The sequence below is a fragment of the candidate division WOR-3 bacterium genome, assembly GCA_011052815.1.
Classification (GTDB): domain Bacteria; phylum Hydrothermota; class Tepidihabitantia; order SM23-42; family SM23-42; genus DRIG01.
On sequence record DRIG01000095.1, the window covers coordinates 49586 to 72605 of the forward strand.

19 protein-coding genes and 1 other RNA gene are annotated in these 23020 nt (G+C 43.8%); 12 read left to right on the top strand and 8 right to left on the bottom strand.

Features of this window, described 5'->3' with window-relative positions:
- The first annotated feature begins 45 nt into the window (after positions 1-45).
- Genes ENI34_09295 through ENI34_09320 form a run of 6 tightly spaced genes read left to right on the top strand, consistent with a single transcriptional unit; the run spans position 46 to position 5725 of the window.
- Positions 46-1116 carry a peptide chain release factor 1 gene (locus ENI34_09295; GenBank protein HEC79312.1) on the top strand — a complete coding sequence of 357 codons (1071 nt, stop codon included), beginning with the start codon at positions 46-48 and terminating at the stop codon, positions 1114-1116.
- Positions 1088-1927, top strand: a complete 840-nt coding sequence (prmC, locus tag ENI34_09300) for a peptide chain release factor N(5)-glutamine methyltransferase (protein HEC79313.1) — start codon at positions 1088-1090, stop codon at positions 1925-1927. Before ENI34_09295 ends, prmC begins: the two co-directional genes overlap by 29 nt.
- Entirely contained in the window at positions 1902-2684 is a 783-nt protein-coding gene (locus ENI34_09305; GenBank protein ID HEC79314.1) for an NAD(+)/NADH kinase, read from the top strand. The genes prmC and ENI34_09305 overlap by 26 nt, the downstream gene beginning before the upstream one ends.
- A complete protein-coding gene (recN, locus tag ENI34_09310) occupies positions 2677-4335 on the top strand; it encodes a DNA repair protein RecN (protein HEC79315.1) in 1659 nt (552 codons plus the stop codon). Before ENI34_09305 ends, recN begins: the two co-directional genes overlap by 8 nt.
- Positions 4332-4922, top strand: a complete 591-nt coding sequence (locus tag ENI34_09315) for a CDP-alcohol phosphatidyltransferase family protein (protein HEC79316.1) — start codon at positions 4332-4334, stop codon at positions 4920-4922. Before recN ends, ENI34_09315 begins: the two co-directional genes overlap by 4 nt.
- Positions 4919-5725, top strand: a complete 807-nt coding sequence (locus tag ENI34_09320) for a diaminopimelate epimerase (protein HEC79317.1) — start codon at positions 4919-4921, stop codon at positions 5723-5725. Before ENI34_09315 ends, ENI34_09320 begins: the two co-directional genes overlap by 4 nt.
- A gap of 45 nt (positions 5726-5770) precedes the next feature.
- Here the strand turns inward: ENI34_09320 and rocD are convergent, their stop codons facing one another.
- The 3 genes from rocD to ENI34_09335 all read right to left on the bottom strand — a co-directional run bounded on the left by rocD (position 5771) and on the right by ENI34_09335 (position 10509).
- A complete protein-coding gene (rocD, locus tag ENI34_09325; protein HEC79318.1) occupies positions 5771-6967 on the bottom strand; it encodes an ornithine--oxo-acid transaminase in 1197 nt (398 codons plus the stop codon).
- A gap of 79 nt (positions 6968-7046) precedes the next feature.
- Positions 7047-9542, bottom strand: a complete 2496-nt coding sequence (locus ENI34_09330; protein ID HEC79319.1) for a hypothetical protein — start codon at positions 9540-9542, stop codon at positions 7047-7049.
- A gap of 49 nt (positions 9543-9591) precedes the next feature.
- Positions 9592-10509 carry a hypothetical protein gene (locus ENI34_09335; protein ID HEC79320.1) on the bottom strand — a complete coding sequence of 306 codons (918 nt, stop codon included), beginning with the start codon at positions 10507-10509 and terminating at the stop codon, positions 9592-9594.
- A 107-nt stretch (positions 10510-10616) separates the two neighbouring features.
- Here ENI34_09335 and ENI34_09340 point away from each other — a divergent pair, with 107 nt between their 5' ends.
- From ENI34_09340 to ENI34_09350, 3 genes are read left to right on the top strand one after another with little or no spacing between them, the layout of a single operon-like run.
- Complete coding sequence (locus ENI34_09340; GenBank protein HEC79321.1) at positions 10617-12029, top strand: aminotransferase class III-fold pyridoxal phosphate-dependent enzyme; 1413 nt, start codon at positions 10617-10619, stop codon at positions 12027-12029.
- Positions 12026-13366 carry a phosphomannomutase/phosphoglucomutase gene (locus tag ENI34_09345; protein ID HEC79322.1) on the top strand — a complete coding sequence of 447 codons (1341 nt, stop codon included), beginning with the start codon at positions 12026-12028 and terminating at the stop codon, positions 13364-13366. Before ENI34_09340 ends, ENI34_09345 begins: the two co-directional genes overlap by 4 nt.
- A 21-nt stretch (positions 13367-13387) precedes the next feature.
- Positions 13388-16006, top strand: coding sequence for a T9SS type A sorting domain-containing protein (locus ENI34_09350; protein ID HEC79323.1), 2619 nt, complete (start codon positions 13388-13390; stop codon positions 16004-16006).
- Positions 16007-16024: 18 nt separating this feature from the next.
- Here ENI34_09350 and ENI34_09355 read toward each other — a convergent pair whose 3' ends face one another.
- The 5 genes from ENI34_09355 to ENI34_09375 all read right to left on the bottom strand — a co-directional run bounded on the left by ENI34_09355 (position 16025) and on the right by ENI34_09375 (position 20372).
- Positions 16025-16312 carry a YbaB/EbfC family nucleoid-associated protein gene (locus tag ENI34_09355; protein ID HEC79324.1) on the bottom strand — a complete coding sequence of 96 codons (288 nt, stop codon included), beginning with the start codon at positions 16310-16312 and terminating at the stop codon, positions 16025-16027.
- The gene (gene dnaX / locus ENI34_09360) at positions 16309-17760 is read right to left on the bottom strand and encodes a DNA polymerase III subunit gamma/tau (GenBank protein ID HEC79325.1); all 1452 of its coding nucleotides are present in this window, start codon (positions 17758-17760) and stop codon (positions 16309-16311) included. The genes ENI34_09355 and dnaX overlap by 4 nt, the downstream gene beginning before the upstream one ends.
- 98 nt (positions 17761-17858) lie before the next feature.
- Positions 17859-18141, bottom strand: an RNA gene (gene ffs, locus ENI34_09365) — signal recognition particle sRNA large type.
- A 6-nt stretch (positions 18142-18147) separates the two neighbouring features.
- Positions 18148-19149, bottom strand: a complete 1002-nt coding sequence (locus ENI34_09370) for a hypothetical protein (protein HEC79326.1) — start codon at positions 19147-19149, stop codon at positions 18148-18150.
- Entirely contained in the window at positions 19146-20372 is a 1227-nt protein-coding gene (locus ENI34_09375; protein HEC79327.1) for a tetratricopeptide repeat protein, read from the bottom strand. Before ENI34_09375 ends, ENI34_09370 begins: the two co-directional genes overlap by 4 nt.
- Positions 20373-20501: 129 nt before the next feature.
- On the opposite strand from ENI34_09375, the gene ENI34_09380 reads away from it, so the two are divergent.
- From ENI34_09380 to rnc, 3 genes are read left to right on the top strand one after another with little or no spacing between them, the layout of a single operon-like run.
- Positions 20502-21797 (top strand): SPOR domain-containing protein, encoded by a 1296-nt coding sequence (locus tag ENI34_09380; protein ID HEC79328.1) that lies wholly within the window; start codon positions 20502-20504, stop codon positions 21795-21797.
- On the top strand, positions 21794-22171 hold the full coding sequence (locus tag ENI34_09385; GenBank protein HEC79329.1) for a RidA family protein: 378 nt from the start codon (positions 21794-21796) through the stop codon (positions 22169-22171). Before ENI34_09380 ends, ENI34_09385 begins: the two co-directional genes overlap by 4 nt.
- Positions 22152-22844, top strand: coding sequence for a ribonuclease III (gene rnc, locus ENI34_09390; GenBank protein ID HEC79330.1), 693 nt, complete (start codon positions 22152-22154; stop codon positions 22842-22844). The genes ENI34_09385 and rnc overlap by 20 nt, the downstream gene beginning before the upstream one ends.
- Positions 22845-23020: the final 176 nt, after the last annotated feature.

Below are 23020 nucleotides of genomic sequence, written 5' to 3' on the forward strand. Positions count from 1 at the left end.
ATAATTCCGATTAATCTGCGCGCCGAAAAAACTCATTTAATCTAAATCAGGAGAGAATATTTGCAAAAGAGAAAGGAAGAGGAAAGTAGATTCAAGGAATTGAGTGTTTTATTAACCAAGGCGGAGGTTTTAAAGAACCACAAGGAATACGCCGCACTTTCAAAAGAGTATAAAAAGCTGGAACAACTCATTCAAAGATACGAACAGCATGATAAACTCTTAAAAGAGATAGAAGACGTCAAAAAGATACTCAACAGCGACGATGGAGAACTGAAAGAACTCGCAGCGGTTGAACTGGAGAATCTCAAGAAGAAAGTGAAGAACATAGAATTCGAAATCGACGAACTGTCCAATCCGGATTATGAAGAGTATAAAAAAAATTGTATCATCGAACTTCGTGCCGGAACCGGCGGTGATGAAGCATCCCTTTTCGCCGCAGATCTCTTTCGAATGTACACCAAATATATTGAGAAGAAAGGCTTGAAGTTCGAGGTGCTCTCTTCGCATCATAGTGATATCGGTGGTTACAAAGAGATTATCTTCCTCGTCTCGGGTGAAAATGCTTATAAATTATTCCATTTTGAAAAAGGCGTCCACAGGGTCCAGAGGGTGCCGATAACCGAAACCGGCGGCAGAATCCATACCTCGACGGTGACCGTTGCAGTCCTTCCAGAAATCGAGGAAACACAATTCGAAATAAATCCCAATGATTTGAAGATCGACACATTCCGCGCCGGCGGTCACGGCGGTCAGAATGTAAATAAGGTCTCTTCCGCGGTAAGAATCACCCACATTCCTTCAGGTATCGTTGTAAGTTGTCAGGATGAGCGTTCCCAGCATAAGAATAGAGTGCGGGCGATGAAAATCTTACGAGCCCGTTTGGCTGCGATTGAGCAGGAGAAGAGACAAAAAGAGATAGAAAAACAACGTCGTCAGCAGGTGGGAACCGGTGAAAGGAGTGAAAAAATCAGAACGTATAATTTCCCGCAAAACAGAGTGACGGATCACAGAATCGGACTCAGCCTCTATAATCTGGATAATATTCTTGAAGGAGACCTGGATCCGATCATAAAAAGCCTTGAAGAATATGAAAAACGCAGTAGCACAAGTAAGTAAAGAGTTGAATATATCACGGGCAGAAGCCGAATTGATTGTCGCCGCGCTCCTTGAGAAACCGAGGTTCGAACTCTATTTGAAAGGAGAACTCGATGAACCGCGACGCCGTGCTTTGAAGATAAAAATCATGCAACTGCGTAAAGGGATACCGCTTGAATATCTTACCAAAAAAGTCCAATTTTTAAATTATACTTTGAATATCTATCCGGGCGTCTTCATCCCCAGGCTCGAAACAGAATATTTTGTTGAAATAATCGGCAGGCTCGTGAAGAAAACACCCGTCGCGATCCTCGAAATCGGAACAGGTTCAGGCGCCCTGGCTATCGCCCTTTCTTCGTTGTTCCCGAAGAGTTCCATCATCGCCACCGACATATCCCCTGCCGCACTCAGCTGTGCCCGCCAGAACATCAAACAATACAATCTTGAAAAGCAGATCAAACTTGTCCGTGGTGATATGTTGAACGCCTTCTCGACGCCATTCGATTTAATCGTTTCAAATCCGCCTTATATTCCCGATTCACGCCTCAAATCCCTGCCTGACAGCGTAAAATATTTTGAACCGATTCTGGCGATAGCCGGTGGTAAAAACGGTATTGATTTTACAAAACGGATGCTTTTGCAAGCCGTGAAACAAATCACTCCCGATGGAATGATCGCCGTTGAAATCGATGAAGATGCGGTCGATCCATTGAAGGACTTTATCCAATCAGACCTCTCCGCAAAATTCCTGTTCAAAAAGGATTTATTCAACAGGAATCGTTATCTTTTTATAGGAAACTTTAATAATGAAAAAAGTAAAGATAGTAATTAATTTAAAGAAAAAATCTGCAAGCCGTATATTAAAAGATACCAAGGCATTATTGAAAGCAAACGGATTCACTTTTTCAAAAAGACCGGATTTTGTGATCGCCATGGGCGGTGATGGAACATTATTACATGCCGCCGCACTTTATTGCAAAAAAGGAATACCGATTCTCGGAGTGAACTCAGGCGGTCTCGGCTTCCTTACTGATGTGACATTAGAGCAGCTGCCGGATATGCTTATGCGAATCAGAAGGAAGAAATTTGTCCTGGAAAAAAGGATGATGGTAGCCGCGAAGTTCGACAAAACCATCCTCTATGCCTTGAATGATCTGACGATAATAACAAGAATACCCGGCCGGGCAGTGGAATTCCTCGCCGCCATAAATAATGAATATCTCTGTCGGTTCATCGCCGACGGCATAATAATCGCCACACCTACGGGTTCAACGGCTTATTCCTTAGCGACAAGCGGTCCGATCCTGCAGCCCCATACTGAAGCGATCATCGTAACGGCGATCGCACCCCATACCCTTTCCGTAAGGCCCATTGTGTTGCCCGCCGACAGCACGGTTGAGATAACGGTCGGTAAAAAAGGTAAAGCCGTTCTTGTGGCTGACGGGCAGAGAAGTAAATCCGTAAAAAACGGTCAAACGATAAAATTCAAAAAGGCGAAATTCCATGTAACTCTCATCAAACCCCACCATACAACCTTTTTCAAGACCCTGCGCGAAAAGATGAAATGGGGAGGCAGGGAGGATGCTTAAGTTATTAAAGGTCAAGAACTTTGCACTGCTGGAAGACCTCACCATCGAATTTGAATCCGGTTTGACCGTAATCACCGGTGAAACGGGAGCGGGAAAATCGATGATCGTCGAAGCCGTCGCCACATTGTGCGGCAATCGGATGGAAGAGGTATTGATCAGAAGCGGCAAGAACTTCGCCGAAGTGACCGGAATCTTCAGCATAACTCCGGTACTGACGAAGAAGCTGGAAAAAGCCGGGATTGAAACGGATTCGGAAATGATTATAAGACGCAAAATCGAACGTGGAAGAAGACAGAACGCATATATAAACGACCAGATTGTAAGCCTGAATCTGTTGCGGGAGATTTCACGTGAAACAATAGATCTCATCGGACAATATGAACATCAATCTCTCTTTTATCCGAAAAATCATCTGGTGCTTCTGGACTCATTCGCCGGCGTCGATAATTTAAAGAAGGAATATAATACCAACTACTCTGAATATCGCAGACTGCAGGGGAAATTACAGGAACTTCTTGAAGCGGTAAGACAGAAAGATGAAAGGGTAGAATATTTGAGGTATCAAATCGACGAGATTGAAAAGGCGAATATCCAGCCAGGTGAAGAGGATGAATTGCTTGAAGAACAGAACCTACTCGTGAGCAGTGAGAAACGCACCATACTCTCCACGGAAATCGTGAACAGATTGTATGAGGCGGACGGCTCGATAATTGAAAATCTGGCTGCGGTGAAAAAGTTGTTTGATGATCTCTGTGAATACGACCCCAAACTTTCACAGAACAGTAAGGAACTGGAAACCGTCATTTCCTCAATCGATGAAATTTACAGACAAATCAGCAGTTATCGCGAACAGATAGAATTTTCCGAAACAAGACTCGACTATGTCCAGGGAAGATTGGAAACAATAACAAAGATAAAGAAGAAGTATGGAAAGAGCCTCGATGAAGTCTATGATTATCTGCTGACCGTAAAAAAAGAATTATCTATGATAGAAACACGTGATGAGGAAATAAGCCGGGTTAAAAACCAGATTACCGACATCGAAAAGAAATTGATGAAACAAGCCGATGAACTTTCGGCGCGGCGACGGACGGCTGCGGAATCATTGAGAAAAAAAATTTTGAATATCCTGTCACAGCTGGGTATGAAAAAAGCCGATTTTGAAATTTCGATAAATCATAAAGAACTTGGAGAAAACGGTAAAGAGGATGTTGAATTTTATATTTCGACAAATCCCGGCGAGGAATTGAAACCCCTGAGGAAAGTGGCTTCAGGTGGAGAAACATCACGGATTATCCTCGGGCTCAAAACAATATTGTCCGAAGTCGACAAAATCCCCACCATCATATTTGATGAGGTCGACACAGGCATCGGCGGCGGCATTGCGGAAGCCGTCGGTGACCTCCTGGCGAAAATCAGCAGACAACACCAGATCATCTGCATCACCCATCTCCCCCAAATATCGATATTCGCCGACAGTCATATCCTCGTCGAAAAAAAGATCAAGGGAAAAGAAACCTTTACGAAAGTCACGAAACTGGATAAAGAAAAAAGAAAGCAAGAGGTCGCCAGAATGCTCGGCGGCAGGGAAATAACCGAAAAGACAATCGAACACGCCGCTGAATTTCTGGAAAGAAGGCGGAAACGATGAACCGGGAACAGAATATCAACGACATCATCAAACAGGGAAAAGGATTGACCGCTGTTCTGTTCAACAGTTCTATCACCGTAGCCAATGTTATAACGGTCTCAAGACTTCTCCTTCTTCCGTTTATAATCTATTTCATCATCACCGGTCAGCGGACCACCGCCTTCATCATATTGCTGATCTCCCTGCTTTCAGATGCGGTCGACGGTTACCTCGCAAGAAGATTAAAGCAGGAATCAGAAATAGGAAAATATCTTGATCCGCTGGTCGATAAAATTTCATTAACTACGGTGTTGATTACACTTTTTTTGATCAAAGCGATACCCTTATGGGGGATTATAATTATCGTATTAAGGGATGTCCTGATTCTTATAGGAAGTTTTGTCCTGTTGAAGCATAAGTCGAAAGTTTTCAAGTCCCATGTCGTCGGTAAAATCACCGGAGTAATTCTCGGAGCGATAATCTGTTCCTTCACATTGAACTGGAACAAGTTAGGGGAAATATTACTCTACATAAGCATACCGGCGATAGTGGTGTCATTCGGGATTTATCTGAAAAGATACATAAGTACAATGAAAGGAGCAGAATGAAGCCAATATTTTTTACAAAGATGGAAGGGTCGGGAAATGACTTCTTGATTATTGATAATTACAACGGTTTGATCAACGAAACACTCACCGCTCCGGAAATCCCCGGCCTTGTCAAAAAAATAGCAAATCGCAATCTCGGTGCCGGGGCTGACGGTGTGCTTTTCGTTGAACAATCAAAGGATTTCGCATTCGGTATGAAATACTTCAACCGTGATGGAAGTGAAGCGGAGATATGTCTCAACGGTGCACGATGTATCGTCAGTTTCGCCCATAGACTGGGATTGATTCAAGAAAAAGGAAAATTCCTGTCGGCTTCGGGTCCGTTGGGGTTTTATTATAAAAACGGGAATGTTAGTATTGAAGTACAACCGCCGGTCGAGATCAAGTTGAATTTCAGTTTTACGATGAAACGAAAGAAGTACCGCGCCAATTTCTTGAAACTCGGTGTGCCGCACTGCGTGATCTTTGTGGATTCTTACGAAAAGATAGACGTCAAAGAGTTGGGGCGTGAAATCCGCAATCATCGTACTTTCAAGCCCGACGGCGTGAACGTCAATTTTGTGAAGGTCGAGAACAACAACTCTCTGTTCATCCGAACCTACGAACGCGGCGTGGAAGACGAAACATTATCATGCGGTAGTGGCGTCCTGGCGTCCGCATACATCGCGACAAAACTCTTTCTTACGGAATCTCCGGTAACCTGCAAAACCCAGGGCGGTGACCTGCTTGTAACGATAAAGGACAAACTCTATCTTGAAGGACCGGCGCGTGTCGTATACGACGGAGTATACTATATAGAATAGCGACCGATCATCATCTCTTCAGGGTTCTTAAAGTTCTGATTTTGTTCAGCGGTTCAGAAGAACACGTTCAATTCGGGGTAGAGCCCATATAAGTTCTTCTTTTTTTATGGTCAACGGCGGGGCGAACCGGACGACCATCGCGTGGGTCTCTTTCGCAAGAATCCCCTGGTTCATCAATTTCTCACAGTACGGACGTGCCTTCTTCTTCAATTCAACGCCGATCAATAAACCCTTACCCCTTACTTCTTTAATAATCGGGCTCTTAATCTTACGCAGTTCCTCCATAAACCAGTTTCCCAGACGGAAGGCGCGCTGAGCCAGTCTCTCTTTAAGGATAACCTCAAGCGCTGCAATCCCTATGGCTGAGGCTAAAGGGTTGCCGCCGAATGTGGAGCCGTGGTCACCGGGATGGAGTACATTCATAATCCGATTATTACACAGAATCGCTGAAACCGGATAAAAGCCGCCGCTTAAGGCTTTACCCACGATGGTGATATCGGGTTTCACCCGCTCATAATTACAGGCGAATAATCTACCGGTGCGGCCGAGCCCGGTCTGTATTTCATCTGCAATGAATAAGACATTATTTTTCTTACAGATCCTGGCGCATTCCCGAAGGTAACCGTTGTCAGGAACAATCACACCTCCCTCACCCTGAATCGGCTCAACCAGGAAACCGACTGTATTCCTGGTGATCGCCCTGCTCAAAGCCCGTGGGTCGTTATAAGGGATGATCTTAAAACCGGGAGTAAACCCGCCGAATCCTTCGCGGTATTGTGCTTCTGATGAGAAACCGATGATCGTTGTTGTTCGACCATGAAAATTATTTTCACAAACAATAATCTCCGCCCGATTCTTTGTAACCTTTTTCTTCAAATACCCCCATTTCCGCGCCACTTTAATAGCGGTCTCAACCGCCTCGGCACCGGAATTCATCGGCAGAGCCTTTTCATAACCAGTGAGTGTGCAGAGTTTTTTCAAAAAAGGACCCATCCGGTCATTATGGAACGCCCTTGAAGTAAGGGTCAACCTCGCCGCCTGTTTTTTCAACGCCTTGACGATATGCGGATGACAATGTCCCTGATTAAGAGCCGAGTACGCACTCAGCATATCAAGATACTTATTCCCTTCGACATCCCAGACCCACACTCCTTTTCCTTTTGTCAGAACGACCGGTAAAGGTTTGTAATTGCGGGCGCTGAATTTCTCGGTCAACTTTATAAAAGCCTTATTTTTTTTCATAAATCCTCCATTCTGAATAAATTCCACTACGTCAGATTATACTTAATTTTGCTGATTTTTCAAGAGAAGACAGAGGATTTTATAAACGCAATTTTATCGCTGCAATGCAAAGCAGAACAGAAAGCACAAGGGTAATAATTGAAATAACCGAACCGATGTTAAAATACGGTGATATGTACTTGAAGACGACTTCGTGATCGCCCGCCGGAACATGTACGGCGCGAAACGTATAATCTGCGCGATAAAGCTCTTGTTCCTTTCCGTCGACAAAGACCTTCCAGTCAGGATGCCAGTTGTCTGCAAGCACCAGAAATCCCGGATAAGGAGTCTCAATACCACAAACAACCTCATTGGCGGAATACTTTATGATTTCAGCCGGCACCATGGGCAGACCTCTTTTCAATCCGGAGACCGACGGTTCTTTTTCAAGAATCACCGTCGCCTCTGGTTCATATTCCGGAGATTTCAGAATATCAAGAATCGCAGAGTCTTTCGCAACCAGATAATCAGAAACAAGATAAGCGCGCGGCAGAAAACCGCTGTTTCTGTAAACCGAATATTGCCGTCCCCTGAATACAAGGTTGAATTCAGAAAAATATTCTCTCAATCCGATGATCGTCTGTTGCGATTGCGGATCATATCGTGAGATATCCTCCGGCAGTATCGGTCCGATAATATATTTTATATTAAGCATATTAATGAATTTATAACAGAACCGATCAGTGGAATCCGTCTGTCCCGGAAGAGTAAAAAGATTAGCCGGGCTGAACATAACACTCGTGCCGGCACCGATAAAATCCTGATAGCGTTGAATGGGATTGGGAATATAGCCTCCGACGCTCTGGATGTCGTGATACAAAAAATACAGATCTCTCGCATGTTCACAGTATAAAGTCGGAAAAACCCTGAATACAGCCTTGTCCTTTTTTATGAATCTCACGACATCGTCTGCAGCATAATATTTTGCCGGTGCGGGTGCCGACGGTAGAAACTTTCTCATAAGCGGCAGTTGATCAAAAAGTGTTATTATTATCGCAATAACGGCGAAGTTCCACAGCCTGAGCCGTTTGTTCAATCCGAGAAAGACCACTGCAAGAATCATGACTGAAAAGAGCAGGCTCCGCCAGATCCCCATGAGGAAATTGGGGAAATTTTTGGAAATAAGCATAAGTTTCATCTCGGCTGCTCTCTTACCCCATTGATTGATTAACTGGGAACCAAAGGATTGCTGCATTGATGTCACAATCGAATCACTGCCTGCGGCACAGATCAGACCGGTAATGAGTAACGCACCTGCTATGATACCGCTGATTATTAAAAAGTTGCGCTGTACAAATTTCCGGTTCTTGATTTTATCCGGGTGGACGATTAAGTTGTCAAACCCGATGGTTCCAAGGACCACAAATGCGAAACTTACAAGATAAAAAATCAATGAGGGTGCACGTGTCAATTTAAATCCCGGTACCAGAGTATAAAAGATACGAAATACCGGTGTCGCACCACCGAGTGCGACAAGAAGAGCAATCAAGGATGCAATGGTATAAAATTTAACATACCTCTTTTTCCAGAAAAGAATGATCGTAAAGACCGACAGAATAAGGGCAAGCAGTCCGAAGTACTCAAGATGTATCTTGAAAGTGTTGAATCCCCAATAATTATCGAGTATACCTGAATATCCGGGAATGACAAGGTCGATCAATTCCAACGGCGGCATTGCCCAGGATACCGCATATTCATACCCGCGTTCCACGCCCCGGGCGACAATCCCCAGACCGCCCAGAACCGGCAGCCAGACCGCAGCCATCAGTAAACAGAGCACTGCAATCGAGAAAACTCCGTACCCGACAAATCGAAAATAATCTTTTTTGCTCAGTTCTTTACGCCGACTGATGAAATAATAAAGAACATAGCAGAGGATGAACAAAAGACTGTAGTAAGTTATCTGAAAATGGCCTTCATAAAATGTGAAGGCAGCGGCAAAACTGAACAGCAGGAAGAACAAAATCTTTTTTGTCCGCAATCCGCGGTGTATGAAAAAAATCAAGAGAGGAAACATCGCGACACTTGCGGCGCGTCCGGCATGGCCCGCCATGGGAGTCGTGGCAAGATTACCGATGAACTGATAGATGACGGCACCCACTGCAGCGCTGTACTGCGACAGGCCGATTTCTTTTAAATAAAGATATGTCCCGAGCCCGGCGAGAAAGAAGAAGATGATGAATGTCAATGCCAGAACGACATGCGGCGGGATGAATACTCTTAGCTGAGCAAGCGGTGCCAGAGGTCCTCCAACAGGTGAACCGAGCACCGGAACACCGCCGAAAACATGAGGATACCACAGGGGCATTTCCGGCTGTTCCACGGTCCACGCTTCAAACGGGTAACCGCCGTTCAAATAATCAGAACCTCCGATCATCTTATTGCTATTCAAGAAAGAGGCGAAGTAAAGAAGCGGCAAGAGAAAGAGGAGAATAATAATGATTTTATCCCATTGTTTCTCAATAAAGAACGGCTCCGCGGAAACAGTCGTCTCTTTTTTGTTCTTTATCTTCCTCTTTTTCTTCTTCTTTCCCATCGCTATTTAGAGTATAGATAAAATCCGGTAAGAGTCAAGATATGCCTATTCATCCGATTCTCCTTTTTCCTTCCGCTTTTCTCTTCACCAGGAGACCGATGAAAAAGACGACTACCTCAAAGACGGTTATCCAGACCCGCGAAATAAAACTGATTGCAATCGCAAGGGGGGTCGGCAGAAGAGGCGACAGAAGTAAAGTCATCATACCCTCACGCACACCGAGGCCACCGGGAGCGAAAAGAACGATGAATCCACTCATCCAGGACAGAGTGTAAGCACCCCCCAGATTGAATATTTCACCAAAGGAGATCGGCATAATGGCGTTTATCAAAAAATAGAATCCAATGATCTGGGCGCACCATAAACCGAAAAAATATACTGATAAATTAAGCAGTTTTTTATATTCAATTGTAAGTTTGATTTCTGGTTTCTTCAATACCTTCAGACCGAAATTCGTCAATCTATTGAGAAAATAAGGGTGAAGCATAAAGAGAAGCACGACTACAATCAAGATCAATATCAAAGGATTTACAGAAACAGCTTTCTGGGTAAGTGCAATCGCGCTCAGAAATATAATCATACTGGTCAGTAAGAGCAGACAGGTTTCAATGATGACGCTCAGGAAGACGATACCACTATTCAGCTTCTTTGTTTTGCAGAGGTAGACACGACCGAGGGTATACCATATACCACCGGGAACATATTTTGCCAGCTGGGAGGTCGTAATAATCCAGAACGCCTCGCTGAAACGTATATCTTCACCCAATTCCCGCAATATCTTCGCCCAGACGAGGACAAAGATGAGAAGATAGATAGACAGCCAGATAAAAGAAATGGCGAGTTCAGCAAAACCGAAGCGTAATTTTGAAAAAGGAATTCTCTGCCAATTAGTCACCAATGTGGTAATAAGAAAGTAGAAAATCAATAAAATAATGAGTACGGAAACAATCCGGCGGATGGTCTGCATATTATAAATATATATCAATTGCTGGGCTTGTCAACAACCGCCCGATATACGTGTCCGATTTATTGACAACAGTAGTGAATTTTATATAATTATAAAAAAGGAGGAAAATGAAAAAAATAGACTATACTTCACCGGAAATAGGTCCCAATGCAGAGAAATTGATTGAACGGGATAAAAAGGTCATGTTCGGTGCCCATACACGAACACGGGAAATCCCGCTTGTCGTCGATTATGCGAAAGGTGCACGTATTACTGATGTAGACGGTAAAACCTATCTTGATTTCGGAGCGGGATTCGCCGTCGTCGGTACAGGACACTGTCATCCTGAAGTCATCGCCGCGGTTAATAAACAGATGAACCGTTTAATTCATATCTCAGGCTGTGATTTTTATTATGAACCCCAGATTCAACTTGCTGAAAAACTTTTTCAAATCACTCCCGGTAAATTTGAAAAACGTGTATACTTTGGAAACTCCGGTGTTGAAGGCGTCTCCGCAACGATAAAGATCGCCCGTCACTTTACCCGCCGGCCGCGTATGATAAGCTTCCTCGGAGCGTTCCACGGCAGAACATTTTCCGGTATGTCCATGGCCGGCAGTAAAAAAATACAACGTGCTCATTTCTCACCCCTGATACCCGAGGTCACGCACACACCTTATCCCTATTGCTATCATTGTATTTTCAACGAAACATATCCCCATTGCATTCGAAAGGAATTCGAAGGTATTCCCCTGGTTTACTGTCTGTCATATTTAACCGACGTAATATTTGAAAGACTTATTGATCCGGAAGATGTCTCACTGGTCCTCGTGGAACCGATTCAAGGTGAAGGTGGTTATATCGTACCACCGAAAGAATTTCTTCCCGCCCTCCGTAAAATCGCCGATAAGTACGGAATAATCCTCGCTTTTGACGAAATTCAGTGCGGTCTGGGAAGAACCGGTAAATGGTTCGCCTGCGACCATGTAGATGTGGTGCCTGACATAATAATAATAGCTAAAGCAATCGCTTCGGGTCTGCCGATGAGTGCCACTGTAAGCCGTGCCGAACTACAGGATCCGGAACTTGACGAGCGTGCATGGCATCACGGTGCTCATGGTTCGACCTTCGGCGGCAATCCGGTTATAGCCGCCGCCGGTATCGCCTCCCTTAAATTAATAGAGAACGGTCTGATCGAGAACGCCGCAAAGATCGGTGAATTTTTAAAACAGGGGATGATTGAAATTATGAATCGACATACAATCATCGGTGAAGTACGAGGTCTTGGACTCATGGTCGGGCTTGAACTTGTGAAGGACAAAAAAACAAAAGAAAATTTCCCCAGGGTCGTGACTGATAACGGGAAGAACATCAAAGAAGTGATAACCGGGGAATGCTTTAAAAGAGGATTGATACTGTATGGCGCGGGCTTCAACTCCCTGCGTATGTCCCCTCCTTTAATCATAACCAAAGATGACGCAGAGGAAGCATTACGAATCATCGAAGAAGTCATCACCTGGGTGGAGAAACAGATTTTATGATCAATCCGACAATCTTCAGGGAATATGATATACGGGGTATCGCTGAAACCGATTTGACGGATGAAAATGTCTATCTCTGCGGTCGCGGATTCGGGAGCTATTATATCTCCCAGGGAACGAAAAAAGTAATCATCGGCCGTGATGTCAGGTTATCATCACCGAGGATTACCGAAGCACTGCAAAAGGGTTTGAATGATTCCGGTTGCGAGGTGATTGAAATCGGAGAAGTACCCACGCCGATCCTTTATTTTGCACTCTATTATTATAATATAGGAAGCGGAATAATGATCACTGCAAGCCACAATCCTAAGGAATTCAACGGTTTCAAAATCTGTTTGAACAAAAGCACCATCTACGGTGAAGAACTTCAGAAATTAAGGGGGATTATAGAAGAAAAGAAATTTTCATCAGGGAAAGGTTCGGTCGAGAAACGGAATATAATTCCGGCTTACATCGATCATGTCACTCAACAGGTAAAAATCAAACGGAAGCTAAAGGTGATTTTCGACACCGGTAATGGAACATGCGGGCCGATAATCGAGCAGATGATGAAAAGGATGCCTGTTGAATATGATATTCTCTTCAAGGAGCCCGATGGAAACTTTCCAAATCACCTGCCTGACCCGACAGTGGTCAAGCATATTTCAAAATTGATAGAGGCTGTAAAGAAAAACGAAGTCGATTGCGGCATCGGATTCGACGGTGACGGAGACAGAATCGGGGTGATCGATGAAAACGGTGAGATAGTATGGGGTGATATTCTTCTCGCGATCTACGCCGAATCGGTTCTGAAGATAATACCCGGGGCGAAGATAATATTTGAAGTGAAATGCTCCAAGGGATTGATTGAAAGAATTGAAGAATTGGGCGGCACACCTTTAATGTACAAAACCGGCCATTCTCTCATCAAGGCGAAAATGAAACTTGAGAATTCACCTTTGGCCGGTGAGATGTCGGGCCACATCTTCTTTGCTGATAAATATTACGGGTTCGATGATGCACTCTATGCCTGTCTCAGGTTGCTTGAAATATTGGGCGACAACGAAAAATTATCCGCATTAGCCAACAAAGTCCCAAAGTACTATTCAACCCCGGAAATACGGATTGAAACAACCGATGAGAAAAAATTCGAGATCGTCGAAAGATTCAAAGAATCTTTTAAAAAAACTTACAAGGTTATTGACATCGACGGCGTCAGGATAGATTTCTCTGACGGCTGGGGACTTATCAGACCGTCGAATACCCAGCCGGTGCTTGTCCTGAGATTTGAAGCAAAGACCGAAAAAAGGTTGGAAGAAATAAAAAGATTGTTTTTTGACAAATTAGAAAAAATGTAATAAAAATAATAAGGAGGTATTATGTCTGTTCTGTTCTGCACCGTGATTCTGTTGATTCAGACAAATGATCCATTCCTCCCCCGATGGATGACACCTGAAGAGAGCTTGATGATTGACAAAATCGGGCAGGGACATATCATCACCGCCCCTCCCGGTGGATGGGTCGAAACTCCGGGTGAATTTGAACCGTTGAAAGGTGTCTTCATCACCTGGATATGGAATCAATACAATTCCGTATTCCGGGAGATAGTGCGTGAAGTCGTGGAAGTATCAAGGGTATATATTGTGGTTGGCTCGAGCAGTGAGCAGACCAACATCACAAATTATCTCCAGAGTAATGGTATACCACTTGATTCGGTGACATTCTACATCTGGCCCAGAAATTCAATATGGATGCGTGATTACGGACCCTGGTTTATCCGTAAAGAGGATAATTCAGAGGGGATTGTTGACTTCATCTATAATAGACCAAGACCGAGTGATGATACCATTCCCTGGCGTATCGGTCAGCAATGGGGGATCCCGGTCTATGGTTCACCCCTTACCCATCCCGGTGGCAACTTTATGGTCGACGGTCTGGGTACCGGGTTTTCCAGCAACTTAATCTATGATGAAAATCCATCATACACCCCTGAGGAAATCGATTCCCTTATGCTTGAATACAACGGCCTTGAACAGTTTATTGTACTGGACTCGATGATAACCGAATATACCAAACATATCGACCTCTGGGCAAAGGTACTGAATGATACGCTTGTGATGGTCGGCGAATATACCAATACAAACCATCCTGACTATCAAACGCTCAACAACAACGCCGATTCGATCTCCCGTTGTAAAAATCGTGAAGGTCAACCCTACCGTGTGGTGCGCATTCCCATGCCCTATTCCACCTCAAACGCTCCTCCTTCTTATCTCAACTCACTCTTTGTCAACAATAAAGTACTCGTGCCGCTCTGGGGAGAACCGGAAGATGATACGGCCCTCTTCATCTACCAGCAGGCATTACCCGGATACACCATCGTGGGAATCGACTGTTCTTCAATGGCGGGTTCAGGAGGTGCGATACACTGCATCACAATGCAGGCACCGAGCCCCAGATTCATACATATTCTCCATTATCCTTTAACAGATACTGAAGACACCTTGAATCCCTATCGTGTTCGGGCGCGTATAACCACTTCCAACACACTCCAGACCGATTCAACCGTGATTTTCTATAAAATCAACAGCGGTTCTTTCACCACCACTCCCCTCTCAGTGGTAAGCGACACACCGGGTGTCTATGCAGGCTATATACCCTCTCAATCCGCCGGTGACACAGTACATTATTATCTCCTTGTGAAAAACAACGATGGTGTCAGACGGACCTCACCGGTCCATGCGCCTGCACATATCTACTCATTCCTCGTGGGTCCTGACGCCGTTCCGCCGGAAATAATCCATACACCGTTGAGTGACCAACTCGTATCTAATTGGCCCGCTCATGTTACCGCCACGGTAACGGATAATTCAGGAGTGGACTCAGTAATTCTTGAATATTCAATAAACAGTTCTCCTCAGTCTCCGATATTGATGCAGAATACAGGCGGCGATCTCTACGAAGCGGACTTCGCGGGAACCGTCAATGTAGGCGATTCAATATTCTATCGTATAAAAGCGGTCGACGGTTCGGTAAATCACAATACAGCATACCATCCGCCTTCAGGTTACCATTCCTTCGCAATCATTGACAAAATTCCTGTCGGCATATGGGAGCCCGACCAGACACCAATTACAAGTACACCCCTCATAAACTTCCTCGACAGTGCGGGAATCGCCTATGAATACAACACCTCTTACCCGACATTTGATCTATATACCTGTATATTCATATGCCTGGGTGTCTACTCAAACAACTATCAATTGACCAATGCACAGGCGAACGATCTGGTTTCATACCTGAACAACGGCGGTAGATGCTACATGGAAGGCGGTGACGCCTGGTGCTATGATCCGGCAGGAAGTATCTATCGAAGTTATTTCGGAATAAGCCAGGTCGACGACGGCAGCACGATGACCGGTAATATCAACGGAGTCAGCGGGACATTCACTGAAGGGATGTCTTTCGCCTATGCAGGTGAAAACAGTTATATGGATCGGATCGCCCCTGTCTCACCGGCGTTTACAATATTCACGAACGGCGGATACAACCGCACTGTTGCATACGATGCCGGCACATACCGAACCATCGGTTCGTCGTTTGAACTCGGCGGCTTGACTGACGGCGCCTCACCAAGCACGAAATCAGAACTCATCCAGCAGATTCTTATCTTCTTCGGTATAATTGTCGGGTCAGAAGAAGAACAAAGATTCGAAAAATCCCAGGTCGACCTTACTTCTGTCACGCCGAATCCCGTACGCCGTGACGTTACATTCAATATCAGTCTTCAGAAAAAATCCGACGTCAGAATCGATATCTACAACGTACTCGGTCAGCGGGTTAAATCTCTGGAATTCAAATCGCTCAAAGCGGGCGGCCATAATATAGAATGGAATTTACACGACGATAGAAATAGAATGCTGGCGCAGGGAGCGTATTTCTACCGTGTTACAACGGATAAGGGAGTAACGACAGGAAAAATCCTTTTGATAAAATAATAAAGAAATCTTTAAGAATTACATACCGGGAATAGGAAAACCTGTAATCGATCGGAAACTTTCCCGGGTCGCTTCAGTTACCTTGCTCTTTGCGTCATTCAGGGCGGCGAGAATAAGGTCTTCGAGCATTGAAACGTCTTTTTCTTCGATTATCTGCGGATCGATCTTTACAGAAAGGACATTCTGTTCACCGTCCATCTCGATCTTCACCATACCGCCACCGGCGCTTCCCTCGATTCTTATCTTCCTCAACTCTTCCAGCAGTTTTGCCTGCAATTTCTGGGCTTCCTTTAAAATATCTTTCATCGTATCTCCTCTCCGTCAAAGAGAACCTTTATTGATTTCACCAGGTCATTATCAACCTTTTGTTTTTCAACGACCTCGACATGCAGTTTGACATCAGAGCCGAAGAGTTCCTGGAGTACGGCTTCAATCTTTTTACGATGATCAATCAACTGTTTTTTTGAAAATTCATTATCCACCAGAACAGTCACCCGATCATCAATCTTTTTTATTTCTGCTTTATGAATAATCCCCGCCAGTTTCGGACTTATCCTCTGTAGTTTTTTGAATATCCTGTCTCCGGGATCGTTGCTGTTCACATCCCCGTTCTCTTCAGAACCGGAATTCCTGATTTTCTTCGCTTCGTTCTCTCTTGTTCCACGTCCGGTTTCGGAAAAGATCAAAACCAACTGACTGAAGAGCAGTTCCAGAGCAATTCGAATATTGACCGACCTCCTGATGAGCTCTTCAAACCGCAGGCAGACTTCAAGAATATTTATAATGTCCGACTTGCTTAAACTCATCTTTCTCAAAAGTTCAATCTCCTCGGCATTCAGCTCTACAAATTCATCAGGGATATTAATTCTAAAGAGAAGTGCTGCTCGTGTAAAATTGGTGAAGCCACGATAAATTTCAAGTGGATCGGCTCCGTCTTCTATACCTTTATTCAACAAAAGAATAACCTGTTTTAAATCACCGGCGACGACTCCCTTTAGTATATCAAAATAAAAGCTGCTGCTTAGGAATCCTATCAGCTGAAAAACATCTTTCTCAGTAATTTCACCTTCTACAAACGACGCCAGTTGCTCAAGAATACTTTCACCGTCCCGGATACTGCCGTCCGCGCGAATGGCGATGTAGTGTAGAGCATTCTCCGTAATCTTAAGATTCTCCTTCCCGGCGATCAAAGCCAAGCGGGAACTGATTTCCTTAAGGGACAGTCTTTTAAAGACGAATCTCTGACAGCGCGACAAGATGGTCGCCGGAACCTTCATCGGATTTGTGGTGGCGAAAATGAAGATCACCTTTGGAGGCGGTTCTTCAAGGGTTTTCAATAAGGCGTTAAACGCCTCCTGGGTCAACATATGAACCTCATCGATGATATAAATCTTATATCGCCCGTGAATCGGTGAATATTTCACCCCTTCTCTTAAATTCCGAATCTCCTCAATACCGCGGTTTGAAGCGCCGTCGATTTCCACAACATCGATACTTCTGCTCAACGTGATCTCACGACAGGAAGTACATTTCTGACAGGGTTCGAGTGTAGGACCATTCTCGCAATTCAAGCTTTTTGCAAGAATTCTCGCTGTCGTCGTCTTGCCGACGCCGCGCGGACCCGCGAAGAGAAAGGCATGGCCTATTCTACCGCTTCTGATCGCACCCTTCAACGAAAAAACAATATGGTCCTGTCCTGTCAACTCATCAAAATTCTGTGGTCGGTACTTCAATGAAATAACACGATGTGCCATATTTACCTCATTAAATGGATATATTCAAATTCTCTTTTAACATCACATTCAACCGTAAATTTGCAGATAACCCTGTTTTGAAATTCAGATTGAATCGGTCGTGCACTCCCTTCGCCAGTCTCTCCAGGAACAGAAAGGCGAAGAGCTCAGACCAGGTTTCCTTATGACCGGCCCATTTCTACTTACCGCTGCTTCTTTCCAGACCTGACGGGGTTTGTAGCTGGTACCATCATAAGACCCAATCCTCAACACTCTTCAACTCCTCACTGTCGCCCCTGAAAAGTACTGTCTCAAATGGAGCCTTCAGTCCCGCATAAGCGGATTTCGGGTCATCCGCCAAACGGCGGATTCAAGGCACCGCTAACTCCCCACTTAGCACGACCGAATCTATCGGACAAAATCCAATTTGTCAAATAAAAATTCGTTCGGTTTTATACCGCAGGTGCCGATTCCCAGCTTAACCAGTTTTGTCTGCAGATTCTCCACATTCTTTAAATTTATCTCAGCAAGTCTCTGATACTCAGGTGTTCGGATATTATGCACCAATTCCGACTCATGAGGCCAGTTATTGATCTTTATTATAACTTTCTTACAGATTTCCGGATTCCTCGTTATATAACTTAATGTAGCATCCAGTGCATTTTTTAATCGTATCCCTGCCAGTTTATTCTCTTCCTTGACATAACTCTTGCGCATTACAATCGCCGTATAGGGAAAAGACGACGAGATGATGTACATAGAAATAAGACCCTCAAAAAGTATCTTGTTTCCTTGATACAGCATATATCCTCGATACGGATCGATCAGATACACGGCATCCACTTCTTTATTCGTAAATGCGGTCGCAAGCTGTTCCGGTTCCAGCAGCACTTTTTTCACTCTGGTGATCTTCTCCTTTTCGGCAAGCTGGGAAAGAATCAAATCAACAATATACTCATCCTGTTTCAGATATCCCAATCTTTTCCCTTTGAGATGACCCAACCTTCTAATCTTCGATTTCTCGGGAACTATTATCGCGTCCAGAAGCTTACCCGACCTCAGTTCAAGAGAAGCACACACCTTCACCGTATCACCGTCGATCGCCGGGGAGAGCAGAAGGTTATACCACGGTACCGCGACAATGTCATAAAGGCCGTCTTTTAACCCCTGCAGGGGGTCTCCTGTAACCTCGACGAATTCCGGTTCGATCTTTTCGATGACAAAATACTGTCGTGACGTATCTTCTTCAGCGACATAAAAAGGTACTGAAGCAAATGATTTATCAACACCGATCTTTATCTGTGAGGGTAATGACTCTTTGTATTGGGGATAACCGACGACGAAGAGCAAAGCGATGATACCCAAAAAGATGAGAACATTCAATATTCTTTCTCTCGCCTTTATACTCATTGTTGCTCCTTTTGCAATTTGTCTGCCTTTGTAAGATACTCAAGCGCTTTTTTATTATTGCCGATTTCACGGTAACAGTAAGCGAGATTCGTCATCGCCTCGATATTTTTGGGACTGAGAACCAGAACCTTACCTTCATAGAGATCAATCGCCTTCTTATATTTCTTCAATTGTGTATAACAGACCGCCAGGTAGAACCACGCATAGATATCATCCTCTTTCAATTTTGTGATCGTCTCAAACTTCTTGATCGCCTCTTGATATTTCTTGGCTCTCAAAAACAATTCTCCGGCATAGAACAATGCATCCAGATCATCAGGAACAAAGGTAAGGCTGGTCAGTATGTTCTTTAAAGCCGTACTGTCATCGCGCAGATTATAATAAGCCATTCCCAGTAAGTAATAGGAACGCGCCAGACCGTCATTACTCTTGTAAAATTTCTCCAGTGCCCGTTCCACTGCACCCAGACCGCCGTCATGGCCGAGTTTTACCTTTACTATCTCATCGAGTTTTTTGCGGTTGTTTTTCTTGTCACGCCATAGTCTTAAAATTTCATGCTCCAGTTCTTTATCGGGTGAGGGAAGATTGGAGAATAAAACTTTTTTATTCAATTCATTTGTAGTTATGTAATTCTTTATAGCCTCCTCGAAGTACACCATACTACTGTCATATTTTTTGCTTTCGAACAGCGATTTTCCAATGAGAAAATGAACATCGGGATTATCTGGATCCACTTTCAATGCCTTTGTATACTGTTCTTTCGCTTTATCGATCTCGCCCGTTTGATGGTATATCGCGCCCCGCAGGGTGTATGTCCGTGCATCCGACGGATTAATCTTTTCGGCGTACTTCAAATCTTTCAAAGCATCCTCATACTTCCCTTTGGTAAATAAATCCCTTGCTGCATAGTAAAAAGGTTGATAATAATACTGTTCACTATTTGGTTGTTTGGCAAGCCATGTGGACATCTTTAATGAATCAATTTCAAACGCCTTGATTAAGGCGTCAGATGCAGGCTGCCAGTTTCCAAGTGCTATTTCACTTCCTCCCAAAATAGCGAAAAGTTCAAAGTTGCTGGGGTCATTCTTTATTCCCTCTAAGCAGACTGCTTTTGCCCGCTGAAAATCCTGTCGGTTGAAATATTCAATGCGTGCGGTATTCAGAGAAGGCGACGGGCACCCTATAAAAAGAACAATAAAACCCAACAATATCAGTTTCTTCATTTTACCTCCTTAATTACTATTCTATTTAATTTTTCGTGAAAGTCAACACCCAGATATAAGCTTCAAAAACCACTGATTTTCTAAATAAAACTCTTGATTTTTCGTATAATCAGCCTATTATTTAACCATATGTGGAGTCTCTGCATAATCAACTTCCTGGTTTCACTGTCTTTCAGTCCGTTTATAAAAGATTCTATTGTCTACGCCGTGGATATACCGACCAGGACCTTTATGGCACAATCTCTGAATGGAGAGATCGTCGATCACTGTATGGATAATTTCTTATATGCACTCACCGGTCGATACCTCTACAAAATAGACCCGGATAATCTGTCGGTCTGCGACCGAATACCCCTGCCCCAACGATTCAACCATCTGACCACCAACAAAGAAAAAATAATATTGATCTCTTCAGAGGAGATTGTTCTACTCAATAAAACCAATTTTGCCTTTGAGGCGGGCATTGGAATCGAACGAGGGGATTATTATCCTCTTGTCACTTCAGAAGGCAGCAGTATCGTAAGGCACGGTTCAAGAATTTACCTTGCAATTGATTCTGATAAAAAAAGTATTATCAAGATTTTCGACCTATCAAACGGAAGGCTCGTTAAAAAATCAACGCTCAGCCGTATTCTGGATTACCGGTATGATTCCAAAGAAAATCAATTGACCATCCTCGGATTCAATAAAAAGTTAACGATTTATACGCTCGGTCTTAAAAAGCGGAAAACGCTCAATCTAAATTTTCAGGCAACCGGATTTATAAAATATGACGGAGGTTATCTTCTGCACAACAAGGAAGGTCTGTTTTTTATCGACGAATCCGGCAGGCTGATTGATTTCCTGCCGTTATTAAATCAGAAGAAAGAAGAACTCGGGAAATTGCTCTTCCTCACTGAAAAAGGAATTTTATCCGTGGATTCTCTGACGCTCAGACCGAATTTCATTCTGAAGAACAGCGGGAAACTCAAAGACATTCTTTATGTCGATTATGTGAATTATGCTCTGGGAGTCGACGACGGCGGAAGATTCTATCTCATTGGTCTGAAAGACAGAAAGATCGAACCGATTATGAAACGAAAACCGGTCGTTGAAGAGATTAAACCGGTGGTCTCCGTAAAAAAATCCGATTCACTCTGGTATTTCCAGCTCGGCGCATTCAATAATTATGATAATGCATTAAAACTGTTCAATGAACTTCGGCAAAAGAATATTCCGGTCTTCATCGATTCAACCGGGTTATACCGTATCAAACTGGGAGGCTTTATAAAAAAAGACATCGGTATTGAAATCATTGAAAAATTACAACTCAACGGCTGGTTCATTTTCCAAAAAAAGCTCATCCAGTACGGAACGAGCAGGTTCTATATCGGCTCAGAAGAATATATATTAAAGAACGGTGTAATAACAAGGAGGAAGATATGAAAAAAATCATCAAGACCGACAAGGCACCTGCGGCAATCGGTGCCTATTCCCAGGCAATTGTAGCAGGAGATTTTGTCTTCACCGCCGGTCAAATTGCAATCTCACCGGAAACCAATCAGATGCTTGAAGGAGATGTGGCAGAACAAACAAAACAGGTGCTTGAAAACATCAAAGCCGTTCTCAATGCAGCGGGAAGTGATCTGTCAAAGGTGGTCAAGGCAACGGTGTATTTAACTGCACCCGAACATTTTGCTCCGATGAATGAAGTTTACAGTCGATACTTCGCTGAAGAACCGCCCGCCCGGGTCGCCGTTTTTGTAAAGTCATTACCTAAAAACGCCCTTGTGGAAATAGATGCAATCGCCTGTTTATAAAACGATCGAAAAAGAACTGGGAGTAAGATTCAAACGGCGGTCATTGTTGAAAAGAGCACTGACGCACTCCTCTTATATCCAGGATCAACCGACATCCGGTTTATCCTCAAATGAAGTGCTTGAATTTCTCGGCGATGCGGTTCTTGAATTAATTACAAGAGAATATCTGTACAAAAAATTTCCTGACGCGACTGAAGGAAAACTCAGCAAAATGAAGAGGAACTACACGAGCACCGATGCACTTTATCGTTTTGGAATGAGTTTGAATATTGGAAGATTTCTGCTGATGGATAAAGGAGAAGAACAGACCGGCGGTAGAAAAAGGGTTTCTAATATCGCCGGCGCAATGGAAGCGATCATCGGTGCCCTGTATCTTGATCAGGGATTAAGTGCCGTCAAAAAATTCCTCGACCGTACCCTATTTAGAAAAATAATTGCAGAACAGAAAGATTATAAATCATATCTGAATGAGTGGATAATGAAAAAGCAGTATACTCTCTCCTATAAGGTCATCAAAGAAACCGGACCTCAACACGATAAAAAATTCCATGTCGCCCTCTATGTGAACAACAAAAAAGTCGCTACTGGCTGTGGAGAAACGAAGAAGAGGGCTGAACAGAAAGCCGCGGAGAAATTTTTGAATAAATTATCCGTCACTCCTGATGAACACTAAAACCGGCGAAGTTCTTTTTTTGCCACACATCCTGATTCCCTATTCGGTTTTGTGGACCAGCAGGTAATAATATAAAGACTTTTCGGGCTTCATTTAAATTAAATCTTGACATGTTTGAAATTATATGTATAATCTCACAATATGCAGGATGTGGTTATTGGTTGCACCCCGTTAAG

What these genes read in the sequence shown, in the direction of transcription:
- prmC (HEC79313.1), top strand. Translation starts at nt 1,088, where the DNA reads ATGAAAAACGCAGTAGCACAAGTAAGTAAAGAGTTGAATATATCACGG.
- ENI34_09305 (HEC79314.1), top strand. Translation starts at nt 1,902, where the DNA reads ATGAAAAAAGTAAAGATAGTAATTAATTTAAAGAAAAAATCTGCAAGC.
- recN (HEC79315.1), top strand. Translation starts at nt 2,677, where the DNA reads ATGCTTAAGTTATTAAAGGTCAAGAACTTTGCACTGCTGGAAGACCTC.
- ENI34_09315 (HEC79316.1), top strand. Translation starts at nt 4,332, where the DNA reads ATGAACCGGGAACAGAATATCAACGACATCATCAAACAGGGAAAAGGA.
- ENI34_09320 (HEC79317.1), top strand. Translation starts at nt 4,919, where the DNA reads ATGAAGCCAATATTTTTTACAAAGATGGAAGGGTCGGGAAATGACTTC.
- rocD (HEC79318.1), bottom strand. Translation starts at nt 6,967, where the DNA reads ATGAAAAAAAATAAGGCTTTTATAAAGTTGACCGAGAAATTCAGCGCC.
- ENI34_09330 (HEC79319.1), bottom strand. Translation starts at nt 9,542, where the DNA reads ATGGGAAAGAAGAAGAAAAAGAGGAAGATAAAGAACAAAAAAGAGACG.
- ENI34_09335 (HEC79320.1), bottom strand. Translation starts at nt 10,509, where the DNA reads ATGCAGACCATCCGCCGGATTGTTTCCGTACTCATTATTTTATTGATT.
- ENI34_09340 (HEC79321.1), top strand. Translation starts at nt 10,617, where the DNA reads ATGAAAAAAATAGACTATACTTCACCGGAAATAGGTCCCAATGCAGAG.
- ENI34_09345 (HEC79322.1), top strand. Translation starts at nt 12,026, where the DNA reads ATGATCAATCCGACAATCTTCAGGGAATATGATATACGGGGTATCGCT.
- ENI34_09350 (HEC79323.1), top strand. Translation starts at nt 13,388, where the DNA reads ATGTCTGTTCTGTTCTGCACCGTGATTCTGTTGATTCAGACAAATGAT.
- ENI34_09355 (HEC79324.1), bottom strand. Translation starts at nt 16,312, where the DNA reads ATGAAAGATATTTTAAAGGAAGCCCAGAAATTGCAGGCAAAACTGCTG.
- dnaX (HEC79325.1), bottom strand. Translation starts at nt 17,760, where the DNA reads ATGGCACATCGTGTTATTTCATTGAAGTACCGACCACAGAATTTTGAT.
- ENI34_09370 (HEC79326.1), bottom strand. Translation starts at nt 19,149, where the DNA reads ATGAGTATAAAGGCGAGAGAAAGAATATTGAATGTTCTCATCTTTTTG.
- ENI34_09375 (HEC79327.1), bottom strand. Translation starts at nt 20,372, where the DNA reads ATGAAGAAACTGATATTGTTGGGTTTTATTGTTCTTTTTATAGGGTGC.
- ENI34_09380 (HEC79328.1), top strand. Translation starts at nt 20,502, where the DNA reads ATGTGGAGTCTCTGCATAATCAACTTCCTGGTTTCACTGTCTTTCAGT.
- ENI34_09385 (HEC79329.1), top strand. Translation starts at nt 21,794, where the DNA reads ATGAAAAAAATCATCAAGACCGACAAGGCACCTGCGGCAATCGGTGCC.
- rnc (HEC79330.1), top strand. Translation starts at nt 22,152, where the DNA reads ATGCAATCGCCTGTTTATAAAACGATCGAAAAAGAACTGGGAGTAAGA.